This window comes from Bradyrhizobium sp. JR3.5 (genome assembly GCF_054057015.1).
In genome coordinates this window covers 6,099,420-6,126,074 of record NZ_JBSRYV010000002.1, presented here as the reverse complement: position 1 = coordinate 6,126,074, position 26,655 = coordinate 6,099,420, and the positions used below count along the sequence as shown (strand labels likewise).

25 protein-coding genes, 5 pseudogenes and 1 riboswitch are annotated in these 26,655 nt (G+C 66.5%); of the genes and pseudogenes, 13 read left to right on the top strand and 17 right to left on the bottom strand.

All coding sequences use genetic code 11. From position 1 onward, the window contains the following. The first annotated feature begins 12 nt into the window (after positions 1-12). Together ACVWW1_RS46035 and ACVWW1_RS46030 are read left to right on the top strand one after the other, a co-directional pair. Positions 13-519, top strand: coding sequence for a YkgB family protein (locus tag ACVWW1_RS46035; protein WP_456660454.1), 507 nt, complete (start codon positions 13-15; stop codon positions 517-519). A gap of 353 nt (positions 520-872) precedes the next feature. Next, a complete protein-coding gene (locus tag ACVWW1_RS46030; protein ID WP_173641958.1) occupies positions 873-1,067 on the top strand; it encodes an IS1 family transposase in 195 nt (64 codons plus the stop codon). Positions 1,068-1,103: 36 nt separating this feature from the next. Here ACVWW1_RS46030 and cobF read toward each other — a convergent pair. The 6 genes and pseudogenes from cobF to cbiE all read right to left on the bottom strand — a co-directional run bounded on the left by cobF (position 1,104) and on the right by cbiE (position 6,226). After that, positions 1,104-1,854: pseudogene (cobF, locus tag ACVWW1_RS46025) on the bottom strand (precorrin-6A synthase (deacetylating)). 7 nt (positions 1,855-1,861) lie between these two features. Then, complete coding sequence (gene cobA / locus ACVWW1_RS46020) at positions 1,862-2,590, bottom strand: uroporphyrinogen-III C-methyltransferase (RefSeq protein ID WP_207836756.1); 729 nt, start codon at positions 2,588-2,590, stop codon at positions 1,862-1,864. After that, positions 2,587-3,901, bottom strand: a pseudogene (locus tag ACVWW1_RS46015) (cobyrinate a,c-diamide synthase). Before ACVWW1_RS46015 ends, cobA begins: the two are co-directional and overlap by 4 nt. Beyond that, positions 3,898-4,683: a precorrin-4 C(11)-methyltransferase gene (cobM, locus tag ACVWW1_RS46010; RefSeq protein WP_456660453.1), complete on the bottom strand. Its 786-nt coding sequence runs from the start codon at positions 4,681-4,683 to the stop codon at positions 3,898-3,900. The pseudogene ACVWW1_RS46015 and the gene cobM overlap by 4 nt, the downstream one beginning before the upstream one ends. After that, entirely contained in the window at positions 4,680-5,048 is a 369-nt protein-coding gene (locus ACVWW1_RS46005) for a cobalamin biosynthesis protein (RefSeq protein WP_456660452.1), read from the bottom strand. The genes cobM and ACVWW1_RS46005 overlap by 4 nt, the downstream gene beginning before the upstream one ends. Beyond that, the gene (gene cbiE / locus ACVWW1_RS46000; protein ID WP_456660451.1) at positions 5,045-6,226 is read right to left on the bottom strand and encodes a precorrin-6y C5,15-methyltransferase (decarboxylating) subunit CbiE; all 1,182 of its coding nucleotides are present in this window, start codon (positions 6,224-6,226) and stop codon (positions 5,045-5,047) included. The genes ACVWW1_RS46005 and cbiE overlap by 4 nt, the downstream gene beginning before the upstream one ends. Between cbiE and ACVWW1_RS45995 the strand changes: the two are divergent. Next, positions 6,225-6,975 (top strand): annotated as a pseudogene (locus ACVWW1_RS45995) (cobalt-precorrin-6A reductase). The gene cbiE and the pseudogene ACVWW1_RS45995 overlap by 2 nt on opposite strands. Here the strand turns inward: ACVWW1_RS45995 and cobJ are convergent. The 7 genes and pseudogenes from cobJ to ACVWW1_RS45960 all read right to left on the bottom strand — a co-directional run bounded on the left by cobJ (position 6,951) and on the right by ACVWW1_RS45960 (position 14,859). Then, a complete protein-coding gene (gene cobJ, locus ACVWW1_RS45990; RefSeq protein WP_456660450.1) occupies positions 6,951-7,685 on the bottom strand; it encodes a precorrin-3B C(17)-methyltransferase in 735 nt (244 codons plus the stop codon). The pseudogene ACVWW1_RS45995 and the gene cobJ overlap by 25 nt on opposite strands. Then, on the bottom strand, positions 7,682-8,413 hold the full coding sequence (locus ACVWW1_RS45985) for a precorrin-2 C(20)-methyltransferase (protein ID WP_456660449.1): 732 nt from the start codon (positions 8,411-8,413) through the stop codon (positions 7,682-7,684). Before ACVWW1_RS45985 ends, cobJ begins: the two co-directional genes overlap by 4 nt. Before the next feature lie 2 nt (positions 8,414-8,415). Continuing rightward, positions 8,416-9,045, bottom strand: coding sequence for a precorrin-8X methylmutase (locus ACVWW1_RS45980; RefSeq protein ID WP_456660448.1), 630 nt, complete (start codon positions 9,043-9,045; stop codon positions 8,416-8,418). Beyond that, entirely contained in the window at positions 9,045-10,208 is a 1,164-nt protein-coding gene (gene cobG, locus ACVWW1_RS45975; protein ID WP_456660447.1) for a precorrin-3B synthase, read from the bottom strand. Before cobG ends, ACVWW1_RS45980 begins: the two co-directional genes overlap by 1 nt. Then, positions 10,205-13,454, bottom strand: a pseudogene (gene cobN / locus ACVWW1_RS45970) (cobaltochelatase subunit CobN). The gene cobG and the pseudogene cobN overlap by 4 nt, the downstream one beginning before the upstream one ends. Then, positions 13,454-14,488, bottom strand: coding sequence for a cobalamin biosynthesis protein CobW (cobW, locus tag ACVWW1_RS45965; protein WP_456660446.1), 1,035 nt, complete (start codon positions 14,486-14,488; stop codon positions 13,454-13,456). Before cobW ends, cobN begins: the two are co-directional and overlap by 1 nt. Further along, positions 14,485-14,859: a DUF1636 family protein gene (locus ACVWW1_RS45960; protein ID WP_456660445.1), complete on the bottom strand. Its 375-nt coding sequence runs from the start codon at positions 14,857-14,859 to the stop codon at positions 14,485-14,487. The genes cobW and ACVWW1_RS45960 overlap by 4 nt, the downstream gene beginning before the upstream one ends. Positions 14,860-14,952: 93 nt before the next feature. Then, positions 14,953-15,168, bottom strand: a riboswitch (cobalamin riboswitch). 36 nt (positions 15,169-15,204) lie between these two features. Between ACVWW1_RS45960 and cobO the strand changes: the two genes are divergently transcribed. Continuing rightward, entirely contained in the window at positions 15,205-15,858 is a 654-nt protein-coding gene (gene cobO / locus ACVWW1_RS45955; RefSeq protein WP_456660444.1) for a cob(I)yrinic acid a,c-diamide adenosyltransferase, read from the top strand. A gap of 11 nt (positions 15,859-15,869) precedes the next feature. Further along, a pseudogene (locus ACVWW1_RS45950) lies at positions 15,870-17,319 on the top strand (cobyric acid synthase). 4 nt (positions 17,320-17,323) lie between these two features. On the opposite strand, the gene cobD reads toward ACVWW1_RS45950, so the two are convergent. Beyond that, a complete protein-coding gene (gene cobD / locus ACVWW1_RS45945) occupies positions 17,324-18,289 on the bottom strand; it encodes a threonine-phosphate decarboxylase CobD (protein WP_456660443.1) in 966 nt (321 codons plus the stop codon). Positions 18,290-18,300: 11 nt separating this feature from the next. Then, positions 18,301-19,242: an adenosylcobinamide-phosphate synthase CbiB gene (cbiB, locus tag ACVWW1_RS45940; RefSeq protein WP_456660442.1), complete on the bottom strand. Its 942-nt coding sequence runs from the start codon at positions 19,240-19,242 to the stop codon at positions 18,301-18,303. Positions 19,243-19,391: 149 nt separating this feature from the next. On the opposite strand from cbiB, the gene cobU reads away from it, so the two are divergent. From cobU to ACVWW1_RS45905, 7 genes are all read left to right on the top strand, one after another. Then, the gene (gene cobU / locus ACVWW1_RS45935) at positions 19,392-19,895 is read left to right on the top strand and encodes a bifunctional adenosylcobinamide kinase/adenosylcobinamide-phosphate guanylyltransferase (RefSeq protein ID WP_456660441.1); all 504 of its coding nucleotides are present in this window, start codon (positions 19,392-19,394) and stop codon (positions 19,893-19,895) included. Further along, positions 19,892-20,560 carry a 5,6-dimethylbenzimidazole synthase gene (gene bluB, locus ACVWW1_RS45930; RefSeq protein ID WP_456660440.1) on the top strand — a complete coding sequence of 223 codons (669 nt, stop codon included), beginning with the start codon at positions 19,892-19,894 and terminating at the stop codon, positions 20,558-20,560. The genes cobU and bluB overlap by 4 nt, the downstream gene beginning before the upstream one ends. Further along, the gene (locus ACVWW1_RS45925; RefSeq protein WP_456660439.1) at positions 20,538-20,882 is read left to right on the top strand and encodes a hypothetical protein; all 345 of its coding nucleotides are present in this window, start codon (positions 20,538-20,540) and stop codon (positions 20,880-20,882) included. The genes bluB and ACVWW1_RS45925 overlap by 23 nt, the downstream gene beginning before the upstream one ends. Positions 20,883-20,926: 44 nt before the next feature. Beyond that, positions 20,927-21,106 carry a CbtB domain-containing protein gene (locus ACVWW1_RS45920; protein WP_176535112.1) on the top strand — a complete coding sequence of 60 codons (180 nt, stop codon included), beginning with the start codon at positions 20,927-20,929 and terminating at the stop codon, positions 21,104-21,106. A 10-nt stretch (positions 21,107-21,116) separates the two neighbouring features. Beyond that, positions 21,117-21,854, top strand: a complete 738-nt coding sequence (locus ACVWW1_RS45915; RefSeq protein WP_456660438.1) for a CbtA family protein — start codon at positions 21,117-21,119, stop codon at positions 21,852-21,854. Positions 21,855-21,944: 90 nt separating this feature from the next. Further along, entirely contained in the window at positions 21,945-22,346 is a 402-nt protein-coding gene (locus ACVWW1_RS45910) for a LacI family DNA-binding transcriptional regulator (protein WP_456660437.1), read from the top strand. 19 nt (positions 22,347-22,365) lie between these two features. Further along, positions 22,366-22,998, top strand: coding sequence for a substrate-binding domain-containing protein (locus ACVWW1_RS45905; RefSeq protein WP_456660436.1), 633 nt, complete (start codon positions 22,366-22,368; stop codon positions 22,996-22,998). 11 nt (positions 22,999-23,009) lie between these two features. On the opposite strand, the gene ACVWW1_RS45900 is transcribed toward ACVWW1_RS45905, so the two are convergent. Both ACVWW1_RS45900 and ACVWW1_RS45895 read right to left on the bottom strand, forming a co-directional pair. Next, on the bottom strand, positions 23,010-23,420 hold the full coding sequence (locus ACVWW1_RS45900) for a (R)-mandelonitrile lyase (RefSeq protein WP_456660435.1): 411 nt from the start codon (positions 23,418-23,420) through the stop codon (positions 23,010-23,012). Between the two features lie 103 nt (positions 23,421-23,523). Then, positions 23,524-25,155, bottom strand: coding sequence for a flavin-containing monooxygenase (locus ACVWW1_RS45895; protein WP_456660434.1), 1,632 nt, complete (start codon positions 25,153-25,155; stop codon positions 23,524-23,526). A 183-nt stretch (positions 25,156-25,338) separates the two neighbouring features. Between ACVWW1_RS45895 and ACVWW1_RS45890 the strand changes: the two genes are divergently transcribed. Further along, a complete protein-coding gene (locus ACVWW1_RS45890) occupies positions 25,339-26,565 on the top strand; it encodes an ABC transporter substrate-binding protein (RefSeq protein WP_456660433.1) in 1,227 nt (408 codons plus the stop codon). Positions 26,566-26,655 lie beyond the last annotated feature (90 nt).

Here is a 26,655-nt window from a genome sequence, read left to right as displayed (position 1 = left end):
GGGATCACGACCATGACCACGCTTTCCAACACAACGCAAAGTCCACTTGTCCGCACGCTATACCGGTCCGGCCTGCTCGCTGAAGATCTCGACTACCACGTCGTCCGCGCCGCGATGGTGATCATGTTCCTGTTCTTCGGTTACCAGAAGTGGTTTCCGTACGAATTCGAACGGCTGGTCCCGTTCATCAGCAACGGGCCGCTGATCTGGCGGCTCTATCCAGTCTTCGGCCATGCCGGCGCCAGCTACTTCCTCGGCGCCTCGGAGTGGACGTTCGGCTCGCTGCTGCTGGCGGGTTTCTGGGACAAGCGCCTCGGCGTGCTCGGCGCCCTCGGCTCGACCGGCACTTTCATCGCGACCGTCACCATCATCCCGTTCATGCCTGATGGCTGGGACGTTGCCGCTGGAGGCTTCCCTGCAATGACCGGCAACGTACCCTTCCTGATGAAGGACGTCGTTCTGCTCGCCGTGTCGCTCTACCTTCTGAGGCAGGACGTGGTTCGCCTGACGCGACAATAGGTGGCGTCCGCTGACGGCGATGGATCGCCGGCGAACCTCGGGTTCGCCGGCGATCGCGCGTTGATCGGGGGGCGGGGAAAGCGCGGGCGTCGCGACATCGCAGCCATTGTTGCGGTGCGGGCGAGGTCAGATCGGGCTTCGACGTCACGCCATAAGCTGTTGCCGAGTTTGCGGAATGCGTTGCAGTTGCCGGTCCGTTCCTGTGCGGGATCGGACTGGCGGTCCGGATGTTCGATCTCGATCGCATCGGCGTTGCCATGCAGGAATGATCGGTCGCTCTCCCGGCCATGAATGTAGTTCTGCCGTGCGCTCCGGGTTACAAGATACCGCCGGTGTTGTTCTGGGGTGAGTTGATGAAGAAGGGCGACGTCACATGTCCGCGCTGCGGGGCTGGATTCCGGCGCCTTGAGCTGGCATCCGGATCAGGAAGCAAGGGCGAGTATCGCTGCCCGGTCTGCGAGACAACCCTCGAGCAGTTCGATGGCGACACGCTCGTCGCCTACCGCCTGACGATCCAACCCTCAATTCGCGGATTGAAGACCGGATAGCCCCCCGCTGCGTCGACTGCCGACGCAATCCCTCGATCACGATCGCCGCTTGAGGACATAGGCGTCCATGATCCAGCCGTGCCGCTCACGCGCATCGCGGCGCGCGGCGACAATGCGAGGGCCTGCCTCCGCCAGCTCGCCCGCCATGAGGATCTGATCGGGCATGCCGAGATAGGCGCCCCACCAGATCTTCAAGCCCTCCGGATCCAGCGTCTGGAAGGCGGCGCCGCCGTCGAGCATCACGACGATGGTTTCGACGCCCGGCGGCCAAACCGGCCACGCGGAGCCGCCTGCCGGTCGTGACCAGGAACGGCTCGCCGATCTCGTTGAGCGGCAACGCATGCGCCGCGCACAGCGCCTGGATCGACGTGATGCCCGGGATCACCTCGATCGACGGCAACGGATCGAGCCGTCGCGCAATCCGCAGGCTCGAATCGTAGAGCGAAGGATCGCCCCAGATCAGCAGGGCGACGCGCCCCTCGCCGCCGAGATGGCGCGCGATTTCCTGTGACCAGGTTGCGGCCACCGCATCGTGCCAATCGTCGACGCCCTTGCGATAGTTCGCCTCGCCGGCGTCACGCACCGGCAGGTCGAACTCGGCAATGCGCGTGCGGTCGTTGTTCAACGCCTCTGCGCTGATCGTTCGGCGCAAGTCGGCAAGATCCGACTTCGCGGTCCCCTTGCGCGGGATCAGGACCAGGTCGGCAGCATTGATGGCGGCTATCGCAGCAAGCGTGAGCTGCTGCGGATCGCCACATCCGATACCGATCAGGGAAAGCGTCAACATGGTCGTATCAACCTTGCTCCGGCGCCAGCGCACCGAACAGGATAACGGCCGCCGCGGTGGCAGCGCCTGCATGCGTAAGCCGTTCGGCGAGCTCTGCGATCGTGGTGCGAACGAGCCGCTCGTCGGCGTGGCCGAGCGACTCCGCCAACAGTGCCGGCGTCTCGGGGGCGAGGCCATGCGCGATCAGCCTTGCGGCCAAGGCCGGAAAGGTGCGCCGCCCCATATAGACGACGGTGGTCGCCTCGGGATCGGCCAGCGCCCCCCAATTCAAATCCGCGGGCAACTCGCCCGTGACATCGGCGCCGGTCACGAACTGGACGCGGCGCGAGGTCAGCCGCCGCGTCAGCGGAATGCCGGCCTGCGCCGCGGCAACCGAGGCCGAGGTCACGCCGGGAATGATCTCGTAGCCGATGCCGGCCGCGCGCAACGCCTCGATCTCCTCCTCGAGCCGTCCAAAGATGCCGGCGTCACCGGATTTCAGCCGCACCACGCGCACGCCGGCCGCCGCGTAGTCGACCAGCAGCCGGCTGACATGATGTTGCTTCGCCGAGAGGCGGCCGGCGCGTTTGCCGACCGCGACGAGATTGGCGCCGGAGCGCGCGAGATCAAGGATCGCGCCCGAGGCGAGGTCATCATAGAGCACCACGTCGGCCTCGCGCAGCCGCGCGGCTCCCTTCATGGTCAGGAGCTCGGGATCGCCGGGGCCGGCCGACACGAAGGAAACGAATCCGCTCACCGGTCCTCCGCAATCAGATGGAAGAATGTACCCGTTGCGTTGCGCCGCCGCGATCCGGTCTCCGCAACGATCGAGCCGGTCGCATCGCGCACCACCGCAAGCGGCATGTCGGGTTGTGCGATGATCGTCGAATAGTGAAATTCGTGGCCGCGCAGACGTGCACCCGGACCATGCCCGGGCATCGCAGCGGCAAGCTCGGCGAGCCGGTAGCCCAGATGCATGCGCCGCTTGGCATAGCTGGTCTCAAGAGGCCGAGCAAGCTCGCCATCTCATGGCGCACGCCTTCGGCATCGGTCAACGCGGCGCCCAGCACCATGTAGCCCCCGCACTCACCGTGCACCGGCTTCGTCTCCGCAAAGGCACGCAGCTGCCCAAGAAACCGCTTGTTGGAGGCAAGCCGGGCGGCATGCAGTTCGGGATAGCCACCGGGCAGCCAGCACACATCGGCGTCCGCGTCGGGAGCTTCGTCGGCAAGTGGCGAGAACGTCACGATCTCGGCGCCGGCCGCGCGCCAGGCTTCCAGCATATGCGGGTAGACAAAGGAGAATGCGGCGTCGCGCGCGAGCGCAATGCGCTGACCCGGCGGCGTGATGTCGAGGCTCCGCACGGCCGATTGCGGCGACCAGGCGCGCGCCGATTTCAGCACGGCGTCGAGATCGACATGCTCGACAACGAAGCGTGCGGCCTCGTCGATCAGAGCGTCGATCTCGGCCTGCTCTTCGGCCTGCACCAGGCCGAGATGCCGCTTCGGCAAGGCGATCTCGGCGTATCGCGGTAGCGCACCCAACACTGGAATGCCCGCGCCCGCCATGGCGCTCCGCACCAGCGCTTCGTGCCGCGGACTGGCGACGCGGTTGAGCACGACGCCCGCAAGCCGCACGCCGGGCCGAAAATCGCGCAATCCCGCCGCGACCGCCGCCGCCGTCTGTGCCTGGCCGGAGGGATCGATCACCAGCAGCACCGGCCATCCCATCATCTCGGCAATATCGGCGGTGGCGCCGGTACCCGCGACGCCGCGCGTCGCGACGCCGTCAAACAATCCCATCGAGCCTTCGGCCAGCACGAGATCAGCGTCCGCGCCGCGGTTTGCCAGATGCACGATCGCATCGCGCGACATCGCCCAGCTGTCGATGTTGACGGATGCGCGTCCGGTCGCGACCGCATGAAAAGCCGGATCGATATAGTCCGGCCCGCTCTTGAGGCATTGCACCTTCAGCCCGCGATTGCGATAGGCGCGGGCCAACGCCAGGTGGTCAGCGTCGTCTTGCCGACGCCCGATGCAGGCGCAGAGATCACAAGCCCCGCGGTCATTGCGATGATCCCGGAAAGCGCGGCTCCGCTCCGACCGGGCGATAGCGGCGGTCATAGTCGGCCGCATAGAGACGGCTCTCGGCGAACTCACCGGCGCCGAGCGTCTTGCCGACCAGGATGAGCGCGGTGCGTTCGAGTTCCGGGCCGACCGCGGCATCGAGCGTCGCAAGCGTGGCGCGCACGATGCGCTGCTCCGGCCAGCTCGCGCGCCAGACGATCGCCACCGGACAATCCGCGCCATAGTGCGGCGTGAGTTCGGCAACGACCTTGTCCAGCAGATGGATCGAGAGATGGATCGCAAGCACCGCACCGGTCGCGGCAAAGGCCGCCAGCGTCTCGCCATCAGGCATCGCGCTGGCCCTACCCGGCGTGCGCGTCAGCACCACCGACTGCGCAAGGCCGGGCAGCGTCAGTTCGGCCTCCAGTGCCGCAGCAGCCGCCGAGAAAGCCGGCACGCCGGGCGTGACCGAATAGGGAATCTGCAACGCGCGCAACCGGCGCAGCTGCTCGCCCATCGCCGACCAGATCGAGAGATCACCCGAATGCAGCCGCGCCACGTCCTTGCCCTCGGCATGCGCCGCGGCGATCTCGGCGATGATCTCGTCGAGCGAGAGCGGCGCCGTGTTGACGATGCGCGCATCCTTCGGGCAATGCGCCAGCACGCCCTCGGGGACCAACGATCCGGCGTAAAGACAAACCGGGCAAGCGGCGATGAGATCGCGGCCCCGCAGGGTCAAGAGATCGGCGGCGCCCGGCCCCGCGCCGATGAAATGCACCGTCATTCACCGTCTCCTTCTGCGATCGCCGCAGTGGCCGTCCGATCCTGCGATACGGCCCTGACCGAAATCAGGCGCGCGCCGCGCCCAGCGGCTGCGACTGCGGCTGCTTCGGCCACCGAACCCGTCCCGAACCTGGCCCTGACGAATTCGGATTGTGTCGCGGTTTCTATCTCAGCCAACATCTCGGCGGGAATGCCCCGGATCGGCAACCCCAGTTCCTGTGCCAGTGCTCGCAATGCCACAGCATCGGCCTTGTCACTCACCGTCGCAACCGCCGCAAGGCCTTCTGGACCGCCGGCCGCGTCGAGCGCTTCGCGCAACGACGCGACGCTGGCATTGCGCCTGAACCCCAAGCCCGCGACCTTCATCGGACCGCGCTCCATTGCACGATCGGCCGCGCGGCTTTCCAGGAGCGATACCGGCCGAGGGGCTCGGCCTGCGCGATCTCGATCCGCACCAGTTCGCCGCCAAGTTGCTGATGCAGATCGGAAAGCAGCGCCTCGGTTTCCAGGGTCACCGCATGCGCAACCAGTCGCGTTCCCGATGAAATGCGCGACCAGATCGCATCGAACATATCAGCATTGAGGCCGCCGCCGACGAACACCACATCAGGCACCTCAAGGCTCGACAAAGCACCGGGCGCCTTGCCCTCGATGACCGTGACCCGATGCGTCAAGCCGAAGCTCGCCGCATTGCTGCGGATGTTGGCGGCGCGTTCGCCGCGGGCCTCGACGGCGATCGCCGTCCCGCCGCAAAGCGCCCATTCGATCGAGATCGAGCCCGAGCCGGCGCCGATGTCCCATAGCTGCTCACCCGGCCGCGGCGAAAGCGCCGACAGCGCAAGCGCTCGGACCGGCCGCTTGGTCAGTTGCCCGTCATGCACAAAGAGTGCGTCGGGAAGACCCGAGCTGCGCGCGATCCCTTGCGCTCCCGCGGCCTCCAGCGCAACAGCGACGAGACTGTCGCTTGAATCGCCGGCATAGCTGTCAGCGCGATGCTGCGCGATGGACTCACGCGGTCCGCCAAGCGCCGAAAGCGTCCACACCGCCGACGGCCCCCAGCCGCGCTCCGTGAGCCAGCGCGCGAGATCGGAAGCCGCGCTGCCGTCGCGCACCAGGCAAATGATCCGTGCACCGCGCGCGAGATGCGGCAACAACCGCTCGAAGGGTGCGGCATGAAGGCCGAGACAGATGACATTCTCGAGACGCCAGCCCAAACGTGCCGCCGCCAGCGAGAACGTCGACGGCGCGGAATGCGCGACCCACTCACCGACCTGCAACTTCCCGACGAGGCTTCCGCCGACGCCATGCCAGAACGGATCACCCGAGGCGAGCACAACAGTTGGTCGCCCCCGACATTCGAGCACGATCTCCGCATCGAACGGCACCGGCCAGACGTGGCCGCGCTCGGTGATTCCGGCCAGCGCCAGATGCCTTTCGCCGCCGAACACCGTTTCGGCTTCACCAAGCGCCTTTCGGCTTGCGTCGGAGAGGCCGGCAAGGCCATCTTCGCCGATGCCGATGATGGTCAACCAGGGATTACCCATGATGCGCGCCCTGATCCTGGGCGGAACGGCCGACGCCAATTCGCTTGCCGCTGCGATGGCCCGCGCGGGGATCGACGCGGTCTATTCCTATGGTGGGCGCACCGCCGCTCCTGCCGAACAACCTCTGCCGATGCGGATCGGCGGGTTCGGCGGAGTCAGCGGTCTTGCCGATTATCTGCATCGCGAGGGCATCACGCATGTGATCGACGCGACGCATCCCTTCGCTGCCGAAATGAGCCGCAACGCGATCGCCGCGTGCGCGCAAACCGCAACGCTGCTGCTCGCGCTCGAACGTGCCCCCTGGGACAAGACGTCCGGCGACCGCTGGATCGAGGTCGCGGACGTCGTCTCGGCGGTCGCGGCGTTGCCGGACAGCCGCGCCAACGTGTTCCTCGCGATCGGCCGCCAGCACATCGCGCCGTTCGGCAGCCGGCCGCAACATGCCTATACGTTGCGTTTCGTCGATTCGCCGGAGGAGACGCTGCCATTGCCCGGTGCCGACGTCATCGTCTCGCGCGGCCCATTCACGCTCGAGAGCGAGCTCGCGCTGATGCGTGCGCGCTCCATCGCGTGGATCGTCGCTCGCAATTCCGGCGGAGGTGGCGCGCGCGCCAAGGATCGATGCCGCCCGGGCGCTTGGCCTTCCCGTCATCATGATCACGCGGCCGCCGCTGCCCGAGAGGCCGCGGGTCGAAAGCGTGAGCGAGGTGATGGAATGGCTCGGTCATCGGACCTGCCTCGGCGCATAGACCCAGCGGCCGACCTGGCGCGTCGTCGAATTGCAGACGATCACAAGCGTCCGCATGTCGGCCATCTCGGGCCTCGCGTCTCGCAATTCGACCGTCTCGATGCGCTGCTCGGGTGTGCTGACGGCGCGCGCGAAAATCACAATGCGCTCGCCGCAGCCCGCCTCTTTCATAATCTCGAGCGTCCGCGCAAAACCATCAGCGCGGCTCGCCGAGCGCGGATTGTACATCGCGATCGCAAAATCGGCTTCGGCCGCGAGCCGGAGGCGCTGCTCGATCAGCGGCCAGGGCTTGAGATTGTCGGAGAGGTTGATCGCGCAAAAATCATGACCGAGCGGCGCGCCGGCACTGGCGGCAGCCGCCAGCATCGCCGTCACACCGGGCAGAACGCGAATCGGCAGGTCGTGCCATTGCGGCGCGCCCTCGAGCGCTTCGAACACAGCGGACGCCATCGCAAACACGCCGGGATCGCCCGAGGACACCACGACGACGTGCCGCCCCTCGGACGCAAGCCGCAGCGCTTCAGCGGCGCGCTGTAGCTCCACGCGATTATCCGAGGGATGCAGCGTCAACCCTTCGCGCGGCGGCACGCGCGTCACGTAGGGCGCATAGCCGACGATGTCGGTTGCCATTGCGAGCGCAGCGGAGACCTCCGGCGTGATCAGCGCTTCGTCGCCCGGCCCCAGGCCCGCGATGGTCAGCGTGCCGATCATTGGGCCGCCCCCCTGCGCCGCCCCTGCCCGTGCACCAGCACGATCGCAAAATACGGACAGTCCGCCTCAGCAAGATCGGCGAGCCGGGCGACGCGCTGATCCGGCATGGTGCCGCGTTCGACGAGCCACGCATCGTCGAGACGGCCGGCGGAGGCGAGCGCGCGGCGGATCTTCGTCAGATTGCGGCCGGTCTTCATGACGACAAGGGCGTCGGAGCCCCGCATCCGCTGCTCGAGCTCGACCTCCGGCAGCGTGCCCATCAGCACAGTCGTGACATCGTCGGCAAGCGCAATCGGCTGGCCGACCGCATTCCAGCAACCGACCATACCGGGAATGCCGGCGATCACCTCGATCTCGACACGCCCCTGCAAGCGCGCATGCAGGTGCATGAACGAGCCGTAGAAATAAGGATCGCCCTCGCAGAGCACGACGACGTCGATCGCGCGCGCAAGCCGCGCCAGGCGCTCGGCCCATTCGTCGTAGAAGCCCGCGAGCAGCCGCGCATAGTCCGGACTGTCGAAGCCGATCTCCGTGGTGACCGGATATTCCATCGGATACTCACTGACATCGGCGGCGAGCAATCCTTCCACAATGCGCCGCGCCTGTCCGAGCTGCCCCTTCTTGCGAAAATAGGCGACGTGCTTCGCCGCACGCACAACGCGGTCGGCGCGCACGCTCATCAGCTCCGGGTCGCCAGGGCCAAGGCCGCAGCAAATGATGCGTCCCATCGCTATTCGCTCCGGCTCGCCAGCGCATTGACTGCGGCGACTGTGATCGCCGAACCACCGAGACGTCCCTCGACCGTCAGCGCCGGCACGGGCGGCGCTGCCATCAATGCCGCCTTCGACTCGGCCGCTCCGACAAAGCCGACCGGACAGCCGATGATCGCCGCCGGCCTCGGGCAATCAGAATTTTCCAGCATGTTGAGCAGATGGAACAGCGCCGTCGGCGCGTTGCCGATCGCGACGATCGCTCCGGCCAGATGCGGCCGCCACAGCTCGAGGGCCGCCGCGGAGCGCGTGTTGTGCATCGATTGCGCGAGTTCGGCAACCTTGACATCACCGAGCGTGCAGATGACGGCGTTGCCGGCCGGCAGCCGCGCACGCGTGATTCCCTCCGACACCATCCGCGCATCGCAGAGGATCGGCGCGCCCTCCTGCAAGGCTGTCCGTGCGCGCGCAGCCATGCCGGGCGTGAAGCGGACATGCGCTTCCAGACCCACCATGCCCGCGGCATGGATCATGCGCACGACCACCGGCTCCTCGTCTGATGTAAAGCGGACAAGGTCGGCCTCCGACCGGATCGTCGCAAAGGACTGCCGATAGATCGCCGCACCATCGGTCTCATAGACGTGCGGCATCAATGGCCTCCCGTCAGCACGGAGGGATTCGCGATGAGGTCCGAACGGGTCAGACCTCGCATGACCGGCGCATCCCGCGTGGTGCCGTCGCGGATGAGGTCAAAGCCCTCGCGTGACGCAACCAGGGTGACGTCAGCCGAACCGGAATGGGCGCAGCCCTTGGCGCAACCGGACACGTGAAGCCGGGCATCCGCCGGGACAAAGGATGCAAGCGCCGATGCCAATGCACGCGTGTCGGCATGCGCCTCGCGACAGCGCGGTGCGCCGCTGCAAGCGATCACGCGAAGCGCCGGATCATCGGGATCAGTGACCAGGTCCGCCCCACGGGGCATCTCATGCATCCCCTCCGCCAGCACCATCCGCCACGGCGTCATGCGCAGAGCCTGCGCGCCCCCGGCGAGATGGCTGAGCGTCCGGTGCGGCATCTGCCCAAAGGCCACGCCAACCAGCGCACCAGTCGAATAGAGGCCGGGCACAGGGTCCGCCGATCGGGCCACGGGCTCGGCGTCGCCGCGAAGCAATTCGGGAAGGCTCGCTCCACCGGCCAGGTGAGCCACCATCCGCCGCTTCTCACCCTTGGCTCCGCCGGAGGTGACAAACCATTCGGCTATCGCGAGTCCGATATCCACCGCCTCTCCGCGCGAGACAGAGCGACCGTACCGTGCGCCATCGGCACGCACCAGCAGTCCGCCATTGCGATCGCGCTCGATCCTGATATCCGCAGACGCGCCGGCCAGCACCCGCTCGCTGCCGTCATCGATTGCGAAGCCAAACTTGGTCGGAAGACCGAGCGACGCGCTGGCGAGCGCCCGCTCAAGTTCGGCCGTGAGCGAAGGCGTGTCGTCATCGGCGGTCCAGAACGGCGTCACCAGAACGTTGCGCTGCGCCTCGGTATCCGAATCCGCGTCCAGCAACCCGAGGCAGGCGAGCCCGTCGATCAAGGGCGGATAACCCTCATCGCTGACGCCGCGGATCTGGAGATTGGCGCGGCTGGTCAGATCGATCAGGCCGTTGCCGTATCGCGCAGCGAGCTCAGCAATTCCCGCCGCCTGCGCAGCGTCCAGCCGCCCGCCGCGCGGACGGATGCGCACCACGAGGCCATCGCCCGACTGCATCGGCCGCAGCGCGCCGGGACACCAACCCTTGATCGCGACCGCGCTCATGAGGCCTCCTGCAGCGCCGCCGCGATCGAATTGCGCCGCGTCTGCCAGAGCGACGCGTCGTGCAGCCGGATGAAGCAGGTTTCGATCGCAGCCACCGCAGCCGGATTCTCGCGCGCCATGAAGGCGCGGACGTCGTCATTGCCGAGCGTCGCGTCGTAATAGAGGTCGAACAGGTGCGGCGGCACTGCACCAGCGAGATGCGCGAACGCCGCCATGTGCTCCAGGGTCGCCGATATTTCGGCGGCGCCGCGGAAGCCGTGGCGCATCATGCCAGTGATCCACGCGGGATTGGCGGCGCGCGCCCGCACCACAAGCGAGATCTCCTCGGTCAACGACCGCGCATGCGGCTGATCCGGCCGCGTCGCATCGAGGTGATAGAGCGACGGGACCTTTGCGCCGAGCCGCCGCGCCGCGGCGGCGATGCCGGCCTCATGCGCGGCATAGTCCGCCGCCAGCAACAAATCGGTCTCCGGCAAGTCCTGGGTGTGGACGAAGCTGTCGGCAGAGGCGAGCCGTGCCTCGATGCCGGCACGGTCAGGCCTGATCTCGCCATCGGATGCAATGGCCCAGGACGATGCCGACAGCCAGGCTTCGCCGGCCGCGTCACGCGCCTGCTCCGTGAAGACGTCCGGGACAGACGCGATGCCGGCGCCATAATGTCCGGGACGAGGCCCGAACACGCGCGAGACGTGCTGCCGGTAAGGATTCTCGTCGCTCTCCTCGCTGCGTTCGGACAACGCCTCGGTCGCAGCTTCGAACAACTGCGCAAGACCGGAGAAGACGTCGCGGAACAGCCCCGACACGCGCAGCGTCACGTCGATGCGCGGACGGCCGAGTTCCGCCGGCGCGATGATGTCGTAGCCCGACACCCTGCCCGACCCATGATCCCAGCGCGGCGCGATCCCGGCGAGATGCAGCGCCATCGCAAAGTCCTCGCCGGCGGTGCGCATCGTCGAGGAGCCCCAGAGATCGACGACCAGCCCTTTCGGCCAGTCGCCGTGATCCTGCAAATGACGGCGCAGCAGCTCCTCGGCGAGCTTCACGCCTTGCGCATGCGCCGACGGCGTCGGCACCGCGCGCGGATCGACCGCAAACAGATTGCGTCCGGTCGGCAGCACGTCGCTCCGCCCGCGATAGGGCGAGCCCGACGGCCCCGGCGCAACACGCCGACCGGCGAGCGCATCGCGCAGCGCGGCCCTCTCCGCCTCGCCGCAAGCACCTTGCCCGAACACATGCAGGCCGTCGCCGAACTGGCTTTCCTTGAGATCGCAGACGAAACGATCGATCTGGGGAATGGCCTCGGCTGCGGAGACTGACGCCGCGAGACCGAGATCGTCCTCCAGCCCGGCGATGCGGGCTTCCTCGCGAATCGCGGCAATCAGGCGCTGCCGCCGCGCCGGATCGAGACCGTCCGCAGTCGAATACTCATCGAGCAACCGCTCGAGACTGCGCAAGCCCTCCGGCACCGCCGCCAGCGCCAGCGGCGGCGGCAGATGGCCGATTGTCACGGCACCGATCCGGCGCTTGGCCTGCGCGGCCTCGCCGGGGTCGTTGACGATGAAGGGATAGACGACCGGCAGATCGCCGATCAGCGCTTCCGGCCAGCATGCGGATGACAGCGCAACCGACTTGCCGGGCAGCCATTCCAACGTTCCATGCGCGCCCATGTGGACGACGGCATCGATGCCCTGCTGCCTCAGCCACAGATGGAATGCGACATAGGCATGACGCGGCGTGCGCGAGAGATCGTGATAATCGGCATCGCGCTGGCCGACGTCACCGCGTTCCGGCTGAACCGCGATGATCGACTTGCCGCACGGGATCGCCGCGAAATGAAACGCGCCGTCGCGGCAATCGGGATCATCCTCCGGCGCGCCCCATGCGCGCGAAAGTTCGTCCTGTAGCAGCTCGGGAAGGCTCGAGATCGCCGCGCGATAATGAGCCACGTCCCATGTCAGCTTCCGGTGCAGCAGCACGCCGCCCAGCGACTGCACCGGCGCAAGGTCAAAGCCCGCGGTTGCGAGATCGGCCAGCAACGTCTCCACCGAAGCCAGCGCATCCAGACCAACGGCATGCGCAATCTGATGCGGACGACCGGGATAGTTCGAGAGCACGACGGCAAACTGCTTGTCCCGGGGCGGGCTTGCCGGCAAGCCGATGCCAGGCCGCCACGCGCGCAGCGACCGCTGCGACGCGCTCGGCATCCGGCCGATGCGCAAGATGCGCGAATTGCAGATCGGGATCGCGCTCGCCTGGCGACTTGAAGCTCACGACACCCGTGAACAGGCGGCCGTCGACCTCCGGCAACACCACATGCATCGCGAGATCGCCGGGCGATAGGCCGCGCAGCGACAAGGCCCAATCCTCACGCTGCGCCGTCGACAGAGCGACCTGGAACACCGGGCACGATGCGGCATCGAACGGCGTCGTACCGTCGTCACCCGCCGCAGAGAACGCGGTCACATTGACGATGGCGGCCGGCGAGCATTGCGCGAACTGAGCGCGCAGCCAATCGGCCACGCCGGCCGCCTTCAACGAGGTGAGGAACACGCCGTGGGCATCGAATCCCTTTTCGCGCAAAGCCTCGATCAACGCATCGACCGGCGCCGTGTCGCCGGCCGCCAGATAGGAGCGATAAAAGGTCACCAGCACAAGCGGCCGGCCATCCGATGCCGGCAGCGCCGCGACGGCACCGCGCCGCGAATCGTAGACGCCGATCTCGGGAAGATCGATCTCGCCGACGACAGGCCCGGCATAGAGGCCGGACGCCAGCGCCAGTTGCGCGATCACGGCCTGCGCGGCAACGGGGCCGCCCTTGTCGCACAGCACCTTCAGGCGGCGCAGCGTCGAGACCGGGAGGGTCGAGAATTCATCCAGCCGCAAATCGTCGCGACCATCCGCCGGCAGCACCACCAGGGCGATGCCGCGTTCCTTCGCCAGACGATGCACCGCGGCCAGCCCGTATGACCAATAGGGCTCGCCGCCGATCAGCCGCACCAGGATGCCGCGCGCATGCGACAGTGTCCGCTCGATATAGGTATCGACCGACAGCGGATGGCGCAGCTCCGCAAGATTGGCGAGCCGCAGCGACGGCAGCGCCGCGCGGCCCCGCCGCCAGCCGGCCGCGAACGCGGCGAGATCGCTGTCGGAAAACGACAGCACCACGAGATCGGCCGGATCCTGGCCGAGGTCCCTTGGCGTCGCGGTCTCCTCAAGGCCGCGGCTCTCGCGGAAGACGACGTGCATCAGACACCTAGTCGCGCCCTGATCGCGGCTTCATCGATATCACCGTGCTCGCCGATCACGACGAGCTTTGACTGCCGCGCGCGCGCGCCCCAGGGCATGTCGAACTGATGCCTGACCCGCTCGCCGACCGATTGCACCAGCAACCGCATCGGCTTGCCTTCGACCGCGATGTAGCCCTTGGCGCGCAGCACGTTCTGCTCGCGCGCCAGCCCCTTGATCGACGCGATCAGCGCATCGACATCCGCGATCTCCGGAAGATCGATCACCACGGAATTGAAGTCGTTGTGCTCGTGTTCGTCCTCGCCGTCATGGTGAGACGGCCGCGCCGCGAGGTCATCCTCTGCCGCCGCTTCAAGACCGAGGATCACGCGGGCGTCGATCGCGCCGTCGACGATGGGCAACATCGGCACCTCGCGCGGCATCTCGGCCGCGATCAGCGCCTTGGCCGCTTTGATCCCCTCGGCACCGGCGAGATCGGCCTTGGTCAGCAGCACGATATCGGCACAGGCGATCTGATCCTCGAACACTTCGGACAACGGCGTCTCGTGGTCGAGATTCTCATCTGCCGCGCGCTGCGCATCCACGGCGGCCGGGTCCGGCGCAAAGCGGCCGGCAGCAACGGCCTCCGCATCGGCCAGCGCGATCACGCCGTCGACCGTGATCCGCGAACGGATCTCCGGCCAGTCGAATGCCTTCAGCAGCGGCTTCGGCAGCGCGAGGCCGGACGTCTCGATCACGATATGATCGGGCCTCACAGGGCGCGCGAGCAATTGCTCCATCGCCGGGATGAAATCGTCGGCGACGGTGCAGCAGATGCAGCCGTTGGCGAGCTCGACAATATTCTCGGTCGGGCAATTGGCGTCCGCACACGACTTCAGGATGTCGCCGTCGACGCCTTCGCTACCGAATTCGTTCACCAGCACCGCGAGCTTCTTGCCGTTGGCATTGCGGATCAGATGCTGGATCAGCGTCGTCTTGCCGGACCCGAGAAAGCCGGTCACGACGGTGACCGGAACCTTGGCGAGCGTCATCATTCTGCGGCCTCCGGCACGACGGCGATGGGGGGAATTCGGGCAAGCGATTGCTTGCGAAAGATTTCGGGACGGCTGCGCCACGGCACGATGCCGTCAGGCGCTGCGGCGTAGGCGGCGGCTCCTGCGATCACATCCTTGGCATGATCAGCCGACAAGCGGCCATAAACATAAGACCACCGGCCCGGCGCGCTGAGCGCGACCGAGCAGCCCTGGCTGCAAGCCGAGAGGCATTCGACCGGAACCAGATTGACGTCATCGGGCACGCCCGCCTTAACAAGCGCGGCATGCAGGCGCGCACCGGGCGCGAGCTCGCCTTCGGCGAGCGTCTGGCCGGCGCGGCAGGTGATACAGACATGAAGTGTAACGCTCATCGCCCTTCCTGGATTGACTGCGGGAAGCGATGAGGCACACGAACCTGACGTGAACAGGTTCGTTCCCCGTCGCGGAACACCCCGTCCGCCGGTCTCAAACACACTGCGTCGGCAGGTCTCCCGGCTTGCGGAGTAGGATTTCTCCCGTGATGCCCACCTTCCCGACTCCATCAGGGAATCAGTGGCTTGGGCATCTCTCCGGTCACGGTCGCGGGGGCGGCTGCGCTTCGGGCAAACCTTGCGGTCCGAGCCCTATCGCATTCCCTCTTCGCCTGTCGTAGGACAGGAACCAACGCGGGGTCACCATTCGTCCTGGCCTCGCACTTGTCAAGCCGAAGGACCGTGATGATTTCTGATGGAAACGACGCTGAAGATGGCGCCGTCGGCGCCGACCCTTCATTGGAAGCGCGGCATGCGGCCAAAATGGCGAAAAAGAAGGTCGCCCGCGACAAGATCATGGCGACCAAGAGCGGTGAAAAGGGCCTGATCATCGTTCATACCGGCGCCGGCAAAGGAAAATCGTCCTCCGCCTTCGGCATGATCGTGCGCTGCGTGGCGCACGGCTTTCCCTGCGCCGTGGTGCAATTCATCAAGGGCGCCTGGGATACCGGCGAGCGCCGGCTGCTCACCGGGCATTTCGGCGATCTCTGTCAATTCCACGCGATGGGCGAAGGCTTTACCTGGGAGACGCAGGACCGCGCCCGCGACATCGCGGCAGCGCAGGCCGGCTGGGAAAAAGCCAAGCAGCTGATCGCAGACCCGAGCCTGCGGATGGTGGTGCTCGACGAGATCAACATCGCGCTCCGTTACGATTATCTGGCGATCGCCGATGTCGTCGACTTCCTGACCACGTCGAAGCCGCCGATGACGCATGTCGTGCTCACCGGGCGCAACGCCAAGGACGAATTGATCGAGATTGCCGATCTCGTCACCGAGATGACGCTGGTGAAGCACCCCTTCCGCTCCGGCATCAAGGCCCAGCCGGGCGTCGAGTTCTGACTGCTATTGCCATGGCGCGCGCATTGATGATCCAGGGAGCCGGCTCGGACGTGGGCAAGTCGCTCATCGTCGCCGGCCTCGCGCGTGCCGCGAAACGGCGCGGCCTGCGCGTGCTGCCGTTCAAGCCGCAGAACATGTCGAACAACGCCGCCGTGACCGTCGACGGCGGCGAGATCGGACGCGCGCAGGCCTTGCAGGCGCTCGCCGCCGACGTCGAGCCGCACACCGACATGAACCCGGTGCTGCTGAAGCCGGAGACCGACGTCGGCGCGCAGGTCATCGTGCACGGCAAGCGGATCGCGACCGCCCGCGCGCGCGAATATGCCGCCATGAAGCCATCGCTGATGGGCGCGGTGCTGGAGAGCTTTGGGCGCCTGAAGGCGCGCGCCGACCTGGTGCTGGTCGAAGGCGCCGGCAGCCCCGCCGAGGTCAATTTGCGCAAGTCCGATATCGCCAATATGGGCTTTGCGCGCAGGGCCGACGTGCCCGTGGTCTTGGTCGGCGACATCGACCGCGGCGGCGTCATCGCGCAGCTCGTCGGCATCCAGGCGGTGATCGACCCCGATGATGCTGCGATGATCCAGGGTTTTGTCATCAACAAATTCCGTGGCGATCCGACGCTGTTCGACGACGGCTACCGGCTGATCGAAGCCCGAACCGCGTGGCGCGGCTTCGGCGTGCTGCCCTGGTTCGTTCGCGCCGGCGAGCTTCCGGCCGAAGACGCGCTCGGGCTTGGCGACGCGCGCAAGCCCGGCCAGTGCAAGATCGCGTTTCTGGCGCTGTCGCGGATCGCCAACTTCGATGACCTCGATCCGCTGAAGCTCGAACCCGGCGTCGATCTCGTGATGGTGCGGCCGGGTGAAGCCATTCCGGGCGACGCGAAGCTCGTCATCCTGCCCGGCTCGAAATCGACCCGCGGCGATCTCGCCTTCCTGCGCGCGCAAGGCTGGGACATCGACCTGCTGGCGCATCATCGCCGCGGCGGCCCACATCCTCGGCCTGTGCGGCGGATACCAGATGCTTGGGCAGAGCGTCGCCGACCCTGATGGGATCGAGGGACTCGCCGGCGAAACGCGCGGCCTCGGACTTCTCGACGTCACGACGACCATGACCGAACAGAAGACGCTGACCCGCGTCAGCGCGGTGCACGCTGCGACCCATCAGCCGATCAGCGCCTACGAAATTCACATCGGACGCACCGATGGCCCGGATCGCGCGCGGCCCTTTTCAATGCTTGACGGCTCGCCGGAAGGTGCCATGTCGGGTGACGGGCGCGTTCACGGCAGCTATCTGCACGGCCTGTTCGCCTCGGACGGATTTCGCAAGGCGTTCCTTGCGCGGCTCGATATTCCTGCGGCGGATCAGCCGTATGGCGCCAGGGTCGAGAGCGCGCTCGACGCACTCGCCGAGCACATCGAGGCCCATCTCGATGTCGAGGGCCTGCTCGCGCTGGCGCGCTAAACCATCAACGCGACAACACGGCGGCAAGACGGGACCATTCGGCCTCGCTGCCCGGCAGACCGAGGCGCAACCATCCCGGCTTTTGCTGGAAGACGCGCGACCAGATCTGGCCGCGGGCAAGCTTGTCCTGCGCGGCCAGCGCGTCGCCGGTCTCGTAGAGACGAAACAGCGACGTGCCGCCGAGCAGCGTCCAGCCCCGCGATTGCGCTTTCGCATCGAGCCTGACGCAGTCGTCCGCCAGCCGTGCGGTCGTCGCCCTCGCCCAGTCGCGATCGAGCAGCGCGCGCCGTCCAATCGCAATTGCTGCACCCGAAACCGGCCATGGGCCTGCCATCGCCGCAAGCGCGGCGATATCCGGCCCGCTGCCGATAGCGAAGCCGAGCCGCAAGCCCGCAAGTCCGTAAAACTTGCCGAATGAGCGCAGGATCAGGAGCCCGGATTGTCCGGCCTCTCCTGCAACTGACAGGTCGGGTACAGCGTCTGCAAAACTCTCGTCAATGACGAGCCGGCCAACGCGCGGCAGCAGCGCGAGCAGTTCGTGCCGATCATGGCACCTGCCATCCGGATTGTTCGGATTAACGACGATGCCAATGTCCGCTCCCGCAAGCGCTGCGAGATCGGACACCTCGGTCACGTCCCAACCGGCGGCCGACAACATCCCGGCATACTCATTGTAGGTCGGCGCAAGGATCCGTGCCCGCCCGCGCGGCGCCAGATGCGGCAACGACTGAATTGCGGCCTGCGCACCGCCCATCGCCACGATAGGCGCGTCGGTGCGGTAGGCCTGCCGCGCGGCGTTCTGCAGCGACTCGATATCGGATCGCGAAGGCAACGCACTCCATTGCCGCAGCTCGACATCGACGCCAGGATAAGGCACCCGGTTGATCCCCGTCGACAGGTCGATCCAATCCTCCGCGGCGCCGCCGAAGTGCTGCTGGGCGACATCGAGATTTCCGCCATGCTCGCGCATGCGCCGCTCCTTCACGCCAGCGCCAGGGCCACGAACGCCGCGGCCAACAGCATCATGGCGTAACGATAGAGTTTCAGCCCGGTGAGGACATCCGCGGCAGCCGGATCGCGCGCGCCTTCGTTCAGCCAGGGCTCGTTCGCGATGCTGCCGTGATAGATGCGGGGCCCGCTAAGCCGCACACCGAGCGCGCCGGCCATCGCAGCTTCCGGCCATCCGGCATTCGGCGAGCGATGGCGGCTTGCGTCGCGCAGCATGCACGACCACGCCTGCGAGAAGCGCGGCGCAAGCAGCACGAACAGCAGGCCGGTCAGCCGTGCCGGAGCGAGATTGGCGAGATCGTCGATCCGCGCAGCGGCCCAGCCGAAGGCTTCATGCCGCTCGGTGCGATGACCGATCATGGAATCCAGTGTGTTGATCGCCTTGTAGCCAAGGATTCCCGGCAGGCCGAACAGCGCACCCCAGAACACCGGCGCCACGATGCCGTCGGATGCATTCTCGGCAAGGCTCTCGATGCTCGCGCGCGCGATGCCGGCGTCGTCGAGCGTTGCGGGATCGCGTCCGACAATTTGTGCGACCGCCGCACGCGCGGCCCCGATGTCGCCGGAGACAAGCGGATTTGCCGCCGCGGCGACATGGTCATGCAGCGAGCGCAGCGCCACCAGCGGCCACGCCAGCACACCGACAAGGACGACGCGAACCCATCCGGATGGGAGCAAAGACTGCACGGCCCAACCCAGCGCCGTTGCCAGCGTGAACACCAGGATGGCAGCCGCGACACCGGCGATGCGCCGAAACGCCGGCGGATCGGAGGCCCGGTTCCAGGCGGTATCGACCAGATGGATCAGCCGGCCGAGCCAGGTCACGGGATGGCCGATGCGGGCAAACAGCCAATCCGGCCAGCCGATCAAGGCGTCCACAGCCATCGCCACAGCCATTGCTCCCGCAAAACCCACGCACCTCTCCTCGCCGCGATCCCCCTGATGCGCAAGACGTCGGCCGAGTGCAAGCCCTCCATGGCGGATTTCGGCTTTGTCTTTTGCCGCGATTGGTGGTTAGAGCGTTTTCGAGGCGAAGCGGATACCGGTTCGCGACAGGAGACCCTATGGCCGTCATTCTGATCACCGGCGGAGCCCGGTCCGGAAAAAGCCGGCGTGCCGAATTGCGCGCGCGCAGCTTTCCAGGTCAGCCGGTCTATGTTGCGACCGCCGAGGCGCTCGACGCGGAAATGGATGAGCGCATCGCCAGGCATCGTGCGCGCCGCGGCAGCGACTGGATCGAACGCGAGGTGCCGCTCGACCTCGTGGCGGCGCTGGCCGAGACCGATGGCAGCGGCGCAAGGCTGGTCGATTGCCTGACGCTTTGGCTGTCCAACCTGCTGCATGCCGAGCGCGACTGGTCGCAGGAAGTCGCGCGGCTGGCGGACGCGCTGGCGCGCCAGCGCAGCCCGGTCATCATGGTCACCAACGAGGTTGGCCTCGGCATCGTGCCTGACAACGCACTGGCGCGGACCTTCCGCGACGCCGCAGGTCTCATGAACCAGAGCTTTGCCGGCGTGGCGGACGAGGTCGAGTTCGTCGTTGCGGGCCTGCCGATGAAGCTGAAATGAGCAACACGATCGATCCCGCCAAAGGCCCCGCGACGGTCGCATTCGACGAGGCGTTTCGTCGGCAACTGCACGAACTGTTCGTGTGGCGGCGCGACGTGCGGCGCTTCTTAGCCGATCCGCTGCCGGACGGCACGATGGAGCGGCTGATCGAGATCGCCTGCCTGTCGCCTTCGGTCGGGTTGAGCCAACCCTGGCGGTTCGTCATTGTCGACGATGCGGCACGGCGCCGCGCGGTGATCGAGGACTTCAAGAGCTGCAACGCCGACGCGCTGCGATCCTATTCCGGTGAGCGTGCAGCAAAATATGCCGCATTGAAACTATCCGGCCTCGAAGAGGCGCCCGGCCATCTGGCCGTGTTTGCCGAAAAGACCAACCGCATCGGCTCCGGTCTCGGGCGCGCGACGATGCCGGAGACGACAGAATATTCGGTGGTCGCCGCGATCTGCTCGATGTGGCTTGCCGCGCGCGCGGAAGGCATCGGGCTCGGCTGGGTCTCGATCTTCAATCCAGGCCGCGTTCACGAGATTCTGGAGATACCTGACACGTGGAAATTCATCGGCTACCTCTGCATCGGTTACCCCCAGGTGGAATGCGACCGTCCGGAGCTCGAGCAGGCGAAGTGGGAATCACGACGAGGTCCGGATGAATTCACCATCCGGCGCTGACCAACCTCCGAGCGGCAGCGGCGCCTCGAACAGCGCCGCCCACTGGCGCGCCGACATCGCCTCCCTGGTTTTTCCCATCCCTGAGCACGGCGCCATCTGCGCGGTACATCGGGGCGCGTTTCGAACATTGCTTGGCGCCGACCCGACGCCGGAAGGCTGCCTCGGCTATTTCGCGCGGTTTGAAGACGCGTTCAGGGCCGCGGCACGCGCCAAGATCCTGCGCAAGCGCATCCCCCTTGGAACAAATCTGCATCTTACCAGTCGCGACATCGCTCGAAAGCTGCTAGAAGCCGACCAAATCGAACGTGGAGAACGACCATGAGCCAGTCCCCGGCCGCACAAACCCAGGTCATGCAATCCCAGGTCATGCAATCCCAGGTCACGCATCTGCCGGTCGCCGCCCGACAGGTCGGACGGCTTTCGCAATCCCTGATGGCGATGTCGCTCGGCCTGTTCATTGTCGGAGTGGTCGGCTTCTCGCACATCGACGTGATCCACAACGCCGCGCACGATGTGCGCCATTCCAACGCATTCCCCTGCCACTGATCTCGTCGGCATGAGCACGTTTCGCTCGATCGTCTTCTCCTCGGTCATTGCCGGATTCATCGTTGGCCTGATCGTCACAGCGGTCCAGCAGTTCGGCACCGTCCCGCTGATCCTCAAGGCCGAGGTCTATGAGAAGGCGGCCGAGCACAAGCACGAAGCCGCCGCGCCACCGCGGGCCATCCTCATCCACGATCATGCGGATCATGATCATGGCACCGAGGCGTGGGAGCCGCGCGACGGTCTGGAGCGCAATCTCTATACCGCGGGAGCGAACATCCTGACCGCGATCGGCTTTGCGCTGCTGCTTTGCGGCTTCTTTTCGGTGCGCAGCGGCGCGACCGGCGAGCCGATCTCGTGGCACGAAGGCCTGATGTGGGGCCTCGCAGGCTTTGCCGTTTTCACGATTGCGCCGGGCCTTGGGCTGCCGCCTGAACTGCCGGGGGTCCCCGCCGCACCACTGATGTCACGTCAGATTTGGTGGGTGACGGCGGTGCTGGCGACATCGGCCGGCCTCGGGCTGATCGTCTTTCGGCGTTCGATGCCGGCCGCCATCGCCGGCGTCGTCCTGATCATGCTGCCGCATTTGATCGGCGCGCCCGAGCTGGAGCATATCGAGACCAATGTGCCCTCGTCATTGTCGCATCAGTTCGTGGTCGCGGTCACGCTGACCAGCCTGGTGTTCTGGTCGCTGCTTGGCAGCCTGACCAGCGCCGCGTTCGCCTATTTCGACCGGCCCGCATCGGCGTGACGCCACCACGATGGCGACAGGAATCATTTGAGATTCGCGGCGGGGCCTGATTAGGTTCAGCGATGCCGAACCGACAGGGCCCGACCACCGATGACCAAGACGCGGCGGACACGACCGACGATTCGTGACGTCGCGGCCGAGGCCGGCGTCTCCGTCTCAAGCGTCAGCCGCACGCTCAATGGCGGCATCTACACCAGCGCGGAACTGCATGCCCGCATCATGCGCGCCGTGAAGCGCCTCGGGTTCGAGCCCGACCAGGCGGCGCAGGCGCTGCGCTCGCGGGCGTCGAATACGATCGGCTGCATGGTGGCCGATTTCTCCAACCCGCACTACACCGGCATGGTGAGCGCGGCGGAGGAGGAATTCCAGCGCGCCGGCTTCCTCCTGATGCTGGCGGCGACCAAGCATGAGGAGGCGCGCGAGGCGGCGTTCTTGTCTGCGGTGCGCCGGCGCCAGATGGATGGATTGCTGCTGTTCGCCGGCGACAATTGATTTTTCCCACAAGGATTTCATGAAGGGACTGGCGACGCTCGACCTGCCCTGCGTCACCGTCGACCGCGAGGTACCCGATAGCGTCATGGTTCGCGTCGATCACCGCGGCGGCGCGCTGGAGGCGACGCGCTATCTGATCGGCCTCGGCCATCGCCGGATCGCGTTGCTGACCGGAAGTGATGCGGTGCTGCCGAGCTCGGAACGGCTTGCGGGCTACCGGCAGGCGCATCAGGAGGCGAAGATCGAGGTCGATCCAACCCTGATCCGCCCGCACATGCAGGGCGCCAACACCGCCTTCAGCTCGGTGTGCCAGCTGCTGCAAATGACAAAACCGCCGACCGCGATCATCTCGCTCGGCACCAGCATGCTGGCCGAAGTGCTGGAGGCGATCACCAGCAACGGCCTGCGCTATCCGCAGGACGTATCGATCGTGTGCAGCGGCGACACCGACCTCGCCCGCCATGCGACGCCCGCAATCTCAGCCCTGAGCTGGGACATGAACGAGGTCGGCCGTACCGCCGCGCGGCTGTTGCTGGAGCGGATCCGCGAGCCCGACAAAGCCGGCAGCAGCGCCCCGGTGTTCCTGCCGACGCGCCTCATCCTGCGCCATTCCTGCGCCGCGCCGGCAACGCCCGCGCGGGGGCGGCAGTAACGCCGCGGCGATCAATCGGCCAGTGGCGCCGCTGCGTATTGCGCGTCCGAGACGTGCTCCATCCAGGTCGCGTAGTCGCCGTCGAGCGCTTCGTGGATCGCGATATGGCTCATGCCCGTGGTTGGCGCCGCGCCGTGCCAATGCTTCTCGCCCGGCGGAATCCATACCACGTCACCTGGACGGATCATGCGGATCGGGCCGTCCCAGCTCTGCACATATCCGGCGCCGGCTGTGACGTAGAGCGTCTGGCCGAGCGGATGGATGTGCCACGCCGTACGCGCACCCGGCTCGAAGGTGACGCGCGCGGCCTGCACACGCGCGGGTGCGGGTGCATTGACGATCCCGTCAGCCCATACCGTGCCGCTGAACCAATCGGCGCTGCCGCGCCGGCTTGCGATCGATCCTGCGCGCTTGATTTCCATTCGCAATCCTCTCATCTGTCCAGTCTGGAAACGGTTCCAGCATTTCGTCATTGCCGGCTATCGCCCCTCTCAATGACGGAGCGAGACCGCGGTCGCGCTAATCTCAGCGCAGCACGAAACCCTCATAATCGCGCTGCGCGATCTGCGCGATGCGGTGGCGGTAGCCCTGACCGACATAGGGCATGAACACCCGCGGCTTGCCGGCGATGTTGGCGCCCTGGTACCAGGAATTCGCCTTCGGATAGAGCGTGCGGCTGGCGGCGTCGGCGACATGCGCCATCCAGGCCCGCTCGGCGTCGCGTTCCGGCTCGATCCGCGTCAATCCCTTGGCGCGCATGTTGTCGAGACAGGCCGTGATCCACTCGACATGGTTCTCGCAGGCATGGATCACATTGCCGATCACCGACGGGCTGCCCGGCCCGGTCACGACAAACAGGTTCGGAAAGCCCGACACCATCAGGCCGAGATAGGCGCTGGGCCCGTCGGCCCAGGCCTCGTTCAGGGTCGCGCCATCCCGCCCGCGGATCTGCATCGCGGCGAGCGCCCCGGTCATCGCGTCATAGCCCGTCGCCAGCACCAGTGCATCGAGCGTAAAGGACCGCGTCGCGGTCTCGACGCCGGTCTCGATGACTGTCGTCAGCGGCTCCGCGCGCAGATCGACCAGCTCGACGTGCGGCAGATTGTAGGTCGCGAAATAACCGGTATCGATACAGATGCGCTTGACGCCGAGCGGATAATCCTGCGGTGACAGTGCCTCCGCCGTCGCCCTGTCGTGCACGATGCCGCGGATCTTGTCGCGCACGAAGTCGCAGGCGACGTCGTTGACGGCCTCGTCGGTCAGGATGTTCGGGAACGCGGTCAGGATGCCGCCGCCGCCCTGCTCCCACAGCTGCTCATAGCGCGCCCATTGCACGTCCCGCCCGGGCACCGGCGCGTCGAAGGCATTCGCGGGCACCCGCCCGAACTCCGGCGTCTCGAGGCTCTCGCGATATTTCGCGATCACGGGCTCGGCGGCAGCGATGTCGGCTTCGGACAGCGGCGCATTCCGTGCAGGCACAGAATAGTTCGGCGTGCGCTGGAATACGGTCAGGTGGCTCGCCGCCTTCGCGACCATCGGGATCGTCTGTACACCCGACGAGCCGGTACCGATCACGGCAACGCGCAAGCCGGAAAAATCGATCTCCCGATGCGGCCACTGCCCGGTGTGATAGACCGGTCCACGAAAACGCGCGAGGCCCGCGAGCTTCGGCTTGTTGGGCACCGAGAGATTGCCGGTCGCCATCACGCAAGTCGATGCGACGATGCAATCGCCGCGATCGGTGCGCAACGTCCAGCTCTCGCCTTCTTCGTCCCAATCGGCGCTTGTCACACGGGTGTCGAAGCGAATCAGGGAGCGCAGATCGAACCGGTCGGCGACGTGCTGCGCGTAGTGCAGGATCTCCGGCTGGGCGGCGTATTTCTCGCTCCAGCGCCATTCCTGCCGCAGCTCCTCCGACCAGCTGTAGGAATAGAACAGGCTCGGTATGTCGCAGCGCGCGCCGGGATAGCGATTCCAGTACCAGGTGCCGCCGACGTCGGACGCCGCCTCGATGCCGATCACCTTCAGCCCGAGCTCGCGCAACCGATAGATCGCATAGAGCCCGCCGAAGCCGGCACCGACCACGACGGCATCGCATTCGGCGACCAGCGGCGGCCTCGCGCCATGGTCCGGGCTCGTCTGCTCCAGTCTGCTCATTTGTCACATCTCTCAGGCCGCAGGAATATTGCCATCGGTGGCAACGCGCGCTAGTCTGGAAACGTTTCCAGACCGGAAGCGCATACGATAATTGTCGCCGGACGTCAACGCGCCGGCCCTCGGCAAGGGGCCCCGCGCGCACGTCACAAGGCGATCAGCGGACAATCAGGGAGTGAGTGAGGAATGTTGGACGGATTTTGTCTTCGCGCGTGCCTGGCGGCCGCGGTAACGATCGGCGCACTGTCGCCGGCGCTCGCGCAGAAGAACTACGGCCCAGGGGTCTCGGATACCGAGATCAAGATCGGCAACATCATGCCCTATAGCGGCCCCGCTTCGGCCTACGGCGCGATCGGCCGGACCGAGGCTGCCTATTTCAAGATGATCAACGACCAGGGCGGCATCAACGGACGCAAGATCAACTTCGTGAGCTACGACGACGGCTTCTCGCCGCCGAAATCGGTCGAGCAGGCACGCAAGCTGGTCGAGGGCGATGAGGTGCTGCTGGTGTTCCAGCCGCTCGGCACCGCGCCCAATGTCGCGATCCAGAAATATCTCAACGGCAAGAAGGTCCCTCACCTCTTCGTCGCATCGGGTGCGACGCGCTTCGGTGATCCCCAGGGCTTTCCCTGGACGATGGGCTGGCAGCCGAACTACCAGAGCGAGGGGCGGATCTATGCCAGATACATCCTCGACAAATTCCCGAACGGCAAGATCGCGGTGCTCTGGCAGAACGACGATGCCGGCAAGGATGCGCTCAAGGGGCTGCGCGACGGCCTTGGTGACAAGGCAGCCAGCATGATCGTCGCCGACAAGTCCTACGAGCTGACCGATCCGACGCTGGATTCGCAGATCGTGGCGCTGCGCGCCTCCGGCGCCGACATCCTGTTCACCTGGGCGGCGCCGAAGGGCGCGGCGCAGACCATCAAGAAGGTCGCCGAACTCGGCTGGAAGCCGACCTTCTTCCTGACCTCCACCGCGACGTCGGTCGCCTCGGTGATGCGCGCCGCCGGCATCGAGCATTCGCAGGGCATTATCTCGGTCGCCCACCTCAAGGATCCGACCGACACGATCTGGAATGACGATGCCGAAACCAGGGAATGGCGGGCGTTCATGGACAAGTACATGCCCGACGGCGACAAGACCAACGGCAATCACGTCTATGGCTACGCCGCCGCGCAAACGCTCGCGCAGGTGCTGAGGCAGTGCGGCGATGATCTCACACGCGAGAACGTGATGAAGCAGGCTGCCGGCCTGAAGGACTTTGCGCCGAAGATGATCCTGCCCGGGATCAGGATCAACACCAGCGCGACTGACTTCCGTCCGATCGAACAGTCGCAGCTGATGCGGTTCGAAGGCGAGAGCTGGAAGCTGTTCGGCAACATCATCACCGGCGAGGTCGGCAGCGAATAGTGCCACCGGGCATCATGCCTTGAGGTGGTGCCTCCGGTCGCTAACATGGGTGCGATCGGCACCCGGCTTTCCCTGCGCCCTCTGCTCAAG

Excerpts from the sequence above, each read along its gene's own strand:
- ACVWW1_RS46035 (WP_456660454.1), top strand. The coding sequence starts at position 13 with ATGACCACGCTTTCCAACACAACGCAAAGTCCACTTGTCCGCACGCTA.
- ACVWW1_RS46030 (WP_173641958.1), top strand. The coding sequence starts at position 873 with ATGAAGAAGGGCGACGTCACATGTCCGCGCTGCGGGGCTGGATTCCGG.
- cobM (WP_456660453.1), bottom strand. The coding sequence starts at position 4,683 with ATGACGGTGCATTTCATCGGCGCGGGGCCGGGCGCCGCCGATCTCTTG.
- ACVWW1_RS46005 (WP_456660452.1), bottom strand. The coding sequence starts at position 5,048 with ATGAAGGTCGCGGGCTTGGGGTTCAGGCGCAATGCCAGCGTCGCGTCG.
- cbiE (WP_456660451.1), bottom strand. The coding sequence starts at position 6,226 with ATGGGTAATCCCTGGTTGACCATCATCGGCATCGGCGAAGATGGCCTT.
- cobJ (WP_456660450.1), bottom strand. The coding sequence starts at position 7,685 with ATGATCGGCACGCTGACCATCGCGGGCCTGGGGCCGGGCGACGAAGCG.
- ACVWW1_RS45985 (WP_456660449.1), bottom strand. The coding sequence starts at position 8,413 with ATGGGACGCATCATTTGCTGCGGCCTTGGCCCTGGCGACCCGGAGCTG.
- ACVWW1_RS45980 (WP_456660448.1), bottom strand. The coding sequence starts at position 9,045 with ATGCCGCACGTCTATGAGACCGATGGTGCGGCGATCTATCGGCAGTCC.
- cobG (WP_456660447.1), bottom strand. The coding sequence starts at position 10,208 with ATGAGCGCGGTCGCGATCAAGGGTTGGTGTCCCGGCGCGCTGCGGCCG.
- cobW (WP_456660446.1), bottom strand. The coding sequence starts at position 14,488 with ATGATGACGCTCGCCAAGGTTCCGGTCACCGTCGTGACCGGCTTTCTC.
- ACVWW1_RS45960 (WP_456660445.1), bottom strand. The coding sequence starts at position 14,859 with ATGAGCGTTACACTTCATGTCTGTATCACCTGCCGCGCCGGCCAGACG.
- cobO (WP_456660444.1), top strand. The coding sequence starts at position 15,205 with ATGATTTCTGATGGAAACGACGCTGAAGATGGCGCCGTCGGCGCCGAC.
- cobD (WP_456660443.1), bottom strand. The coding sequence starts at position 18,289 with ATGCGCGAGCATGGCGGAAATCTCGATGTCGCCCAGCAGCACTTCGGC.
- cobU (WP_456660441.1), top strand. The coding sequence starts at position 19,392 with ATGGCCGTCATTCTGATCACCGGCGGAGCCCGGTCCGGAAAAAGCCGG.
- bluB (WP_456660440.1), top strand. The coding sequence starts at position 19,892 with ATGAGCAACACGATCGATCCCGCCAAAGGCCCCGCGACGGTCGCATTC.
- ACVWW1_RS45925 (WP_456660439.1), top strand. The coding sequence starts at position 20,538 with ATGAATTCACCATCCGGCGCTGACCAACCTCCGAGCGGCAGCGGCGCC.
- ACVWW1_RS45920 (WP_176535112.1), top strand. The coding sequence starts at position 20,927 with ATGCAATCCCAGGTCACGCATCTGCCGGTCGCCGCCCGACAGGTCGGA.
- ACVWW1_RS45915 (WP_456660438.1), top strand. The coding sequence starts at position 21,117 with ATGAGCACGTTTCGCTCGATCGTCTTCTCCTCGGTCATTGCCGGATTC.
- ACVWW1_RS45910 (WP_456660437.1), top strand. The coding sequence starts at position 21,945 with ATGACCAAGACGCGGCGGACACGACCGACGATTCGTGACGTCGCGGCC.
- ACVWW1_RS45905 (WP_456660436.1), top strand. The coding sequence starts at position 22,366 with ATGAAGGGACTGGCGACGCTCGACCTGCCCTGCGTCACCGTCGACCGC.
- ACVWW1_RS45900 (WP_456660435.1), bottom strand. The coding sequence starts at position 23,420 with ATGGAAATCAAGCGCGCAGGATCGATCGCAAGCCGGCGCGGCAGCGCC.
- ACVWW1_RS45895 (WP_456660434.1), bottom strand. The coding sequence starts at position 25,155 with ATGAGCAGACTGGAGCAGACGAGCCCGGACCATGGCGCGAGGCCGCCG.
- ACVWW1_RS45890 (WP_456660433.1), top strand. The coding sequence starts at position 25,339 with ATGTTGGACGGATTTTGTCTTCGCGCGTGCCTGGCGGCCGCGGTAACG.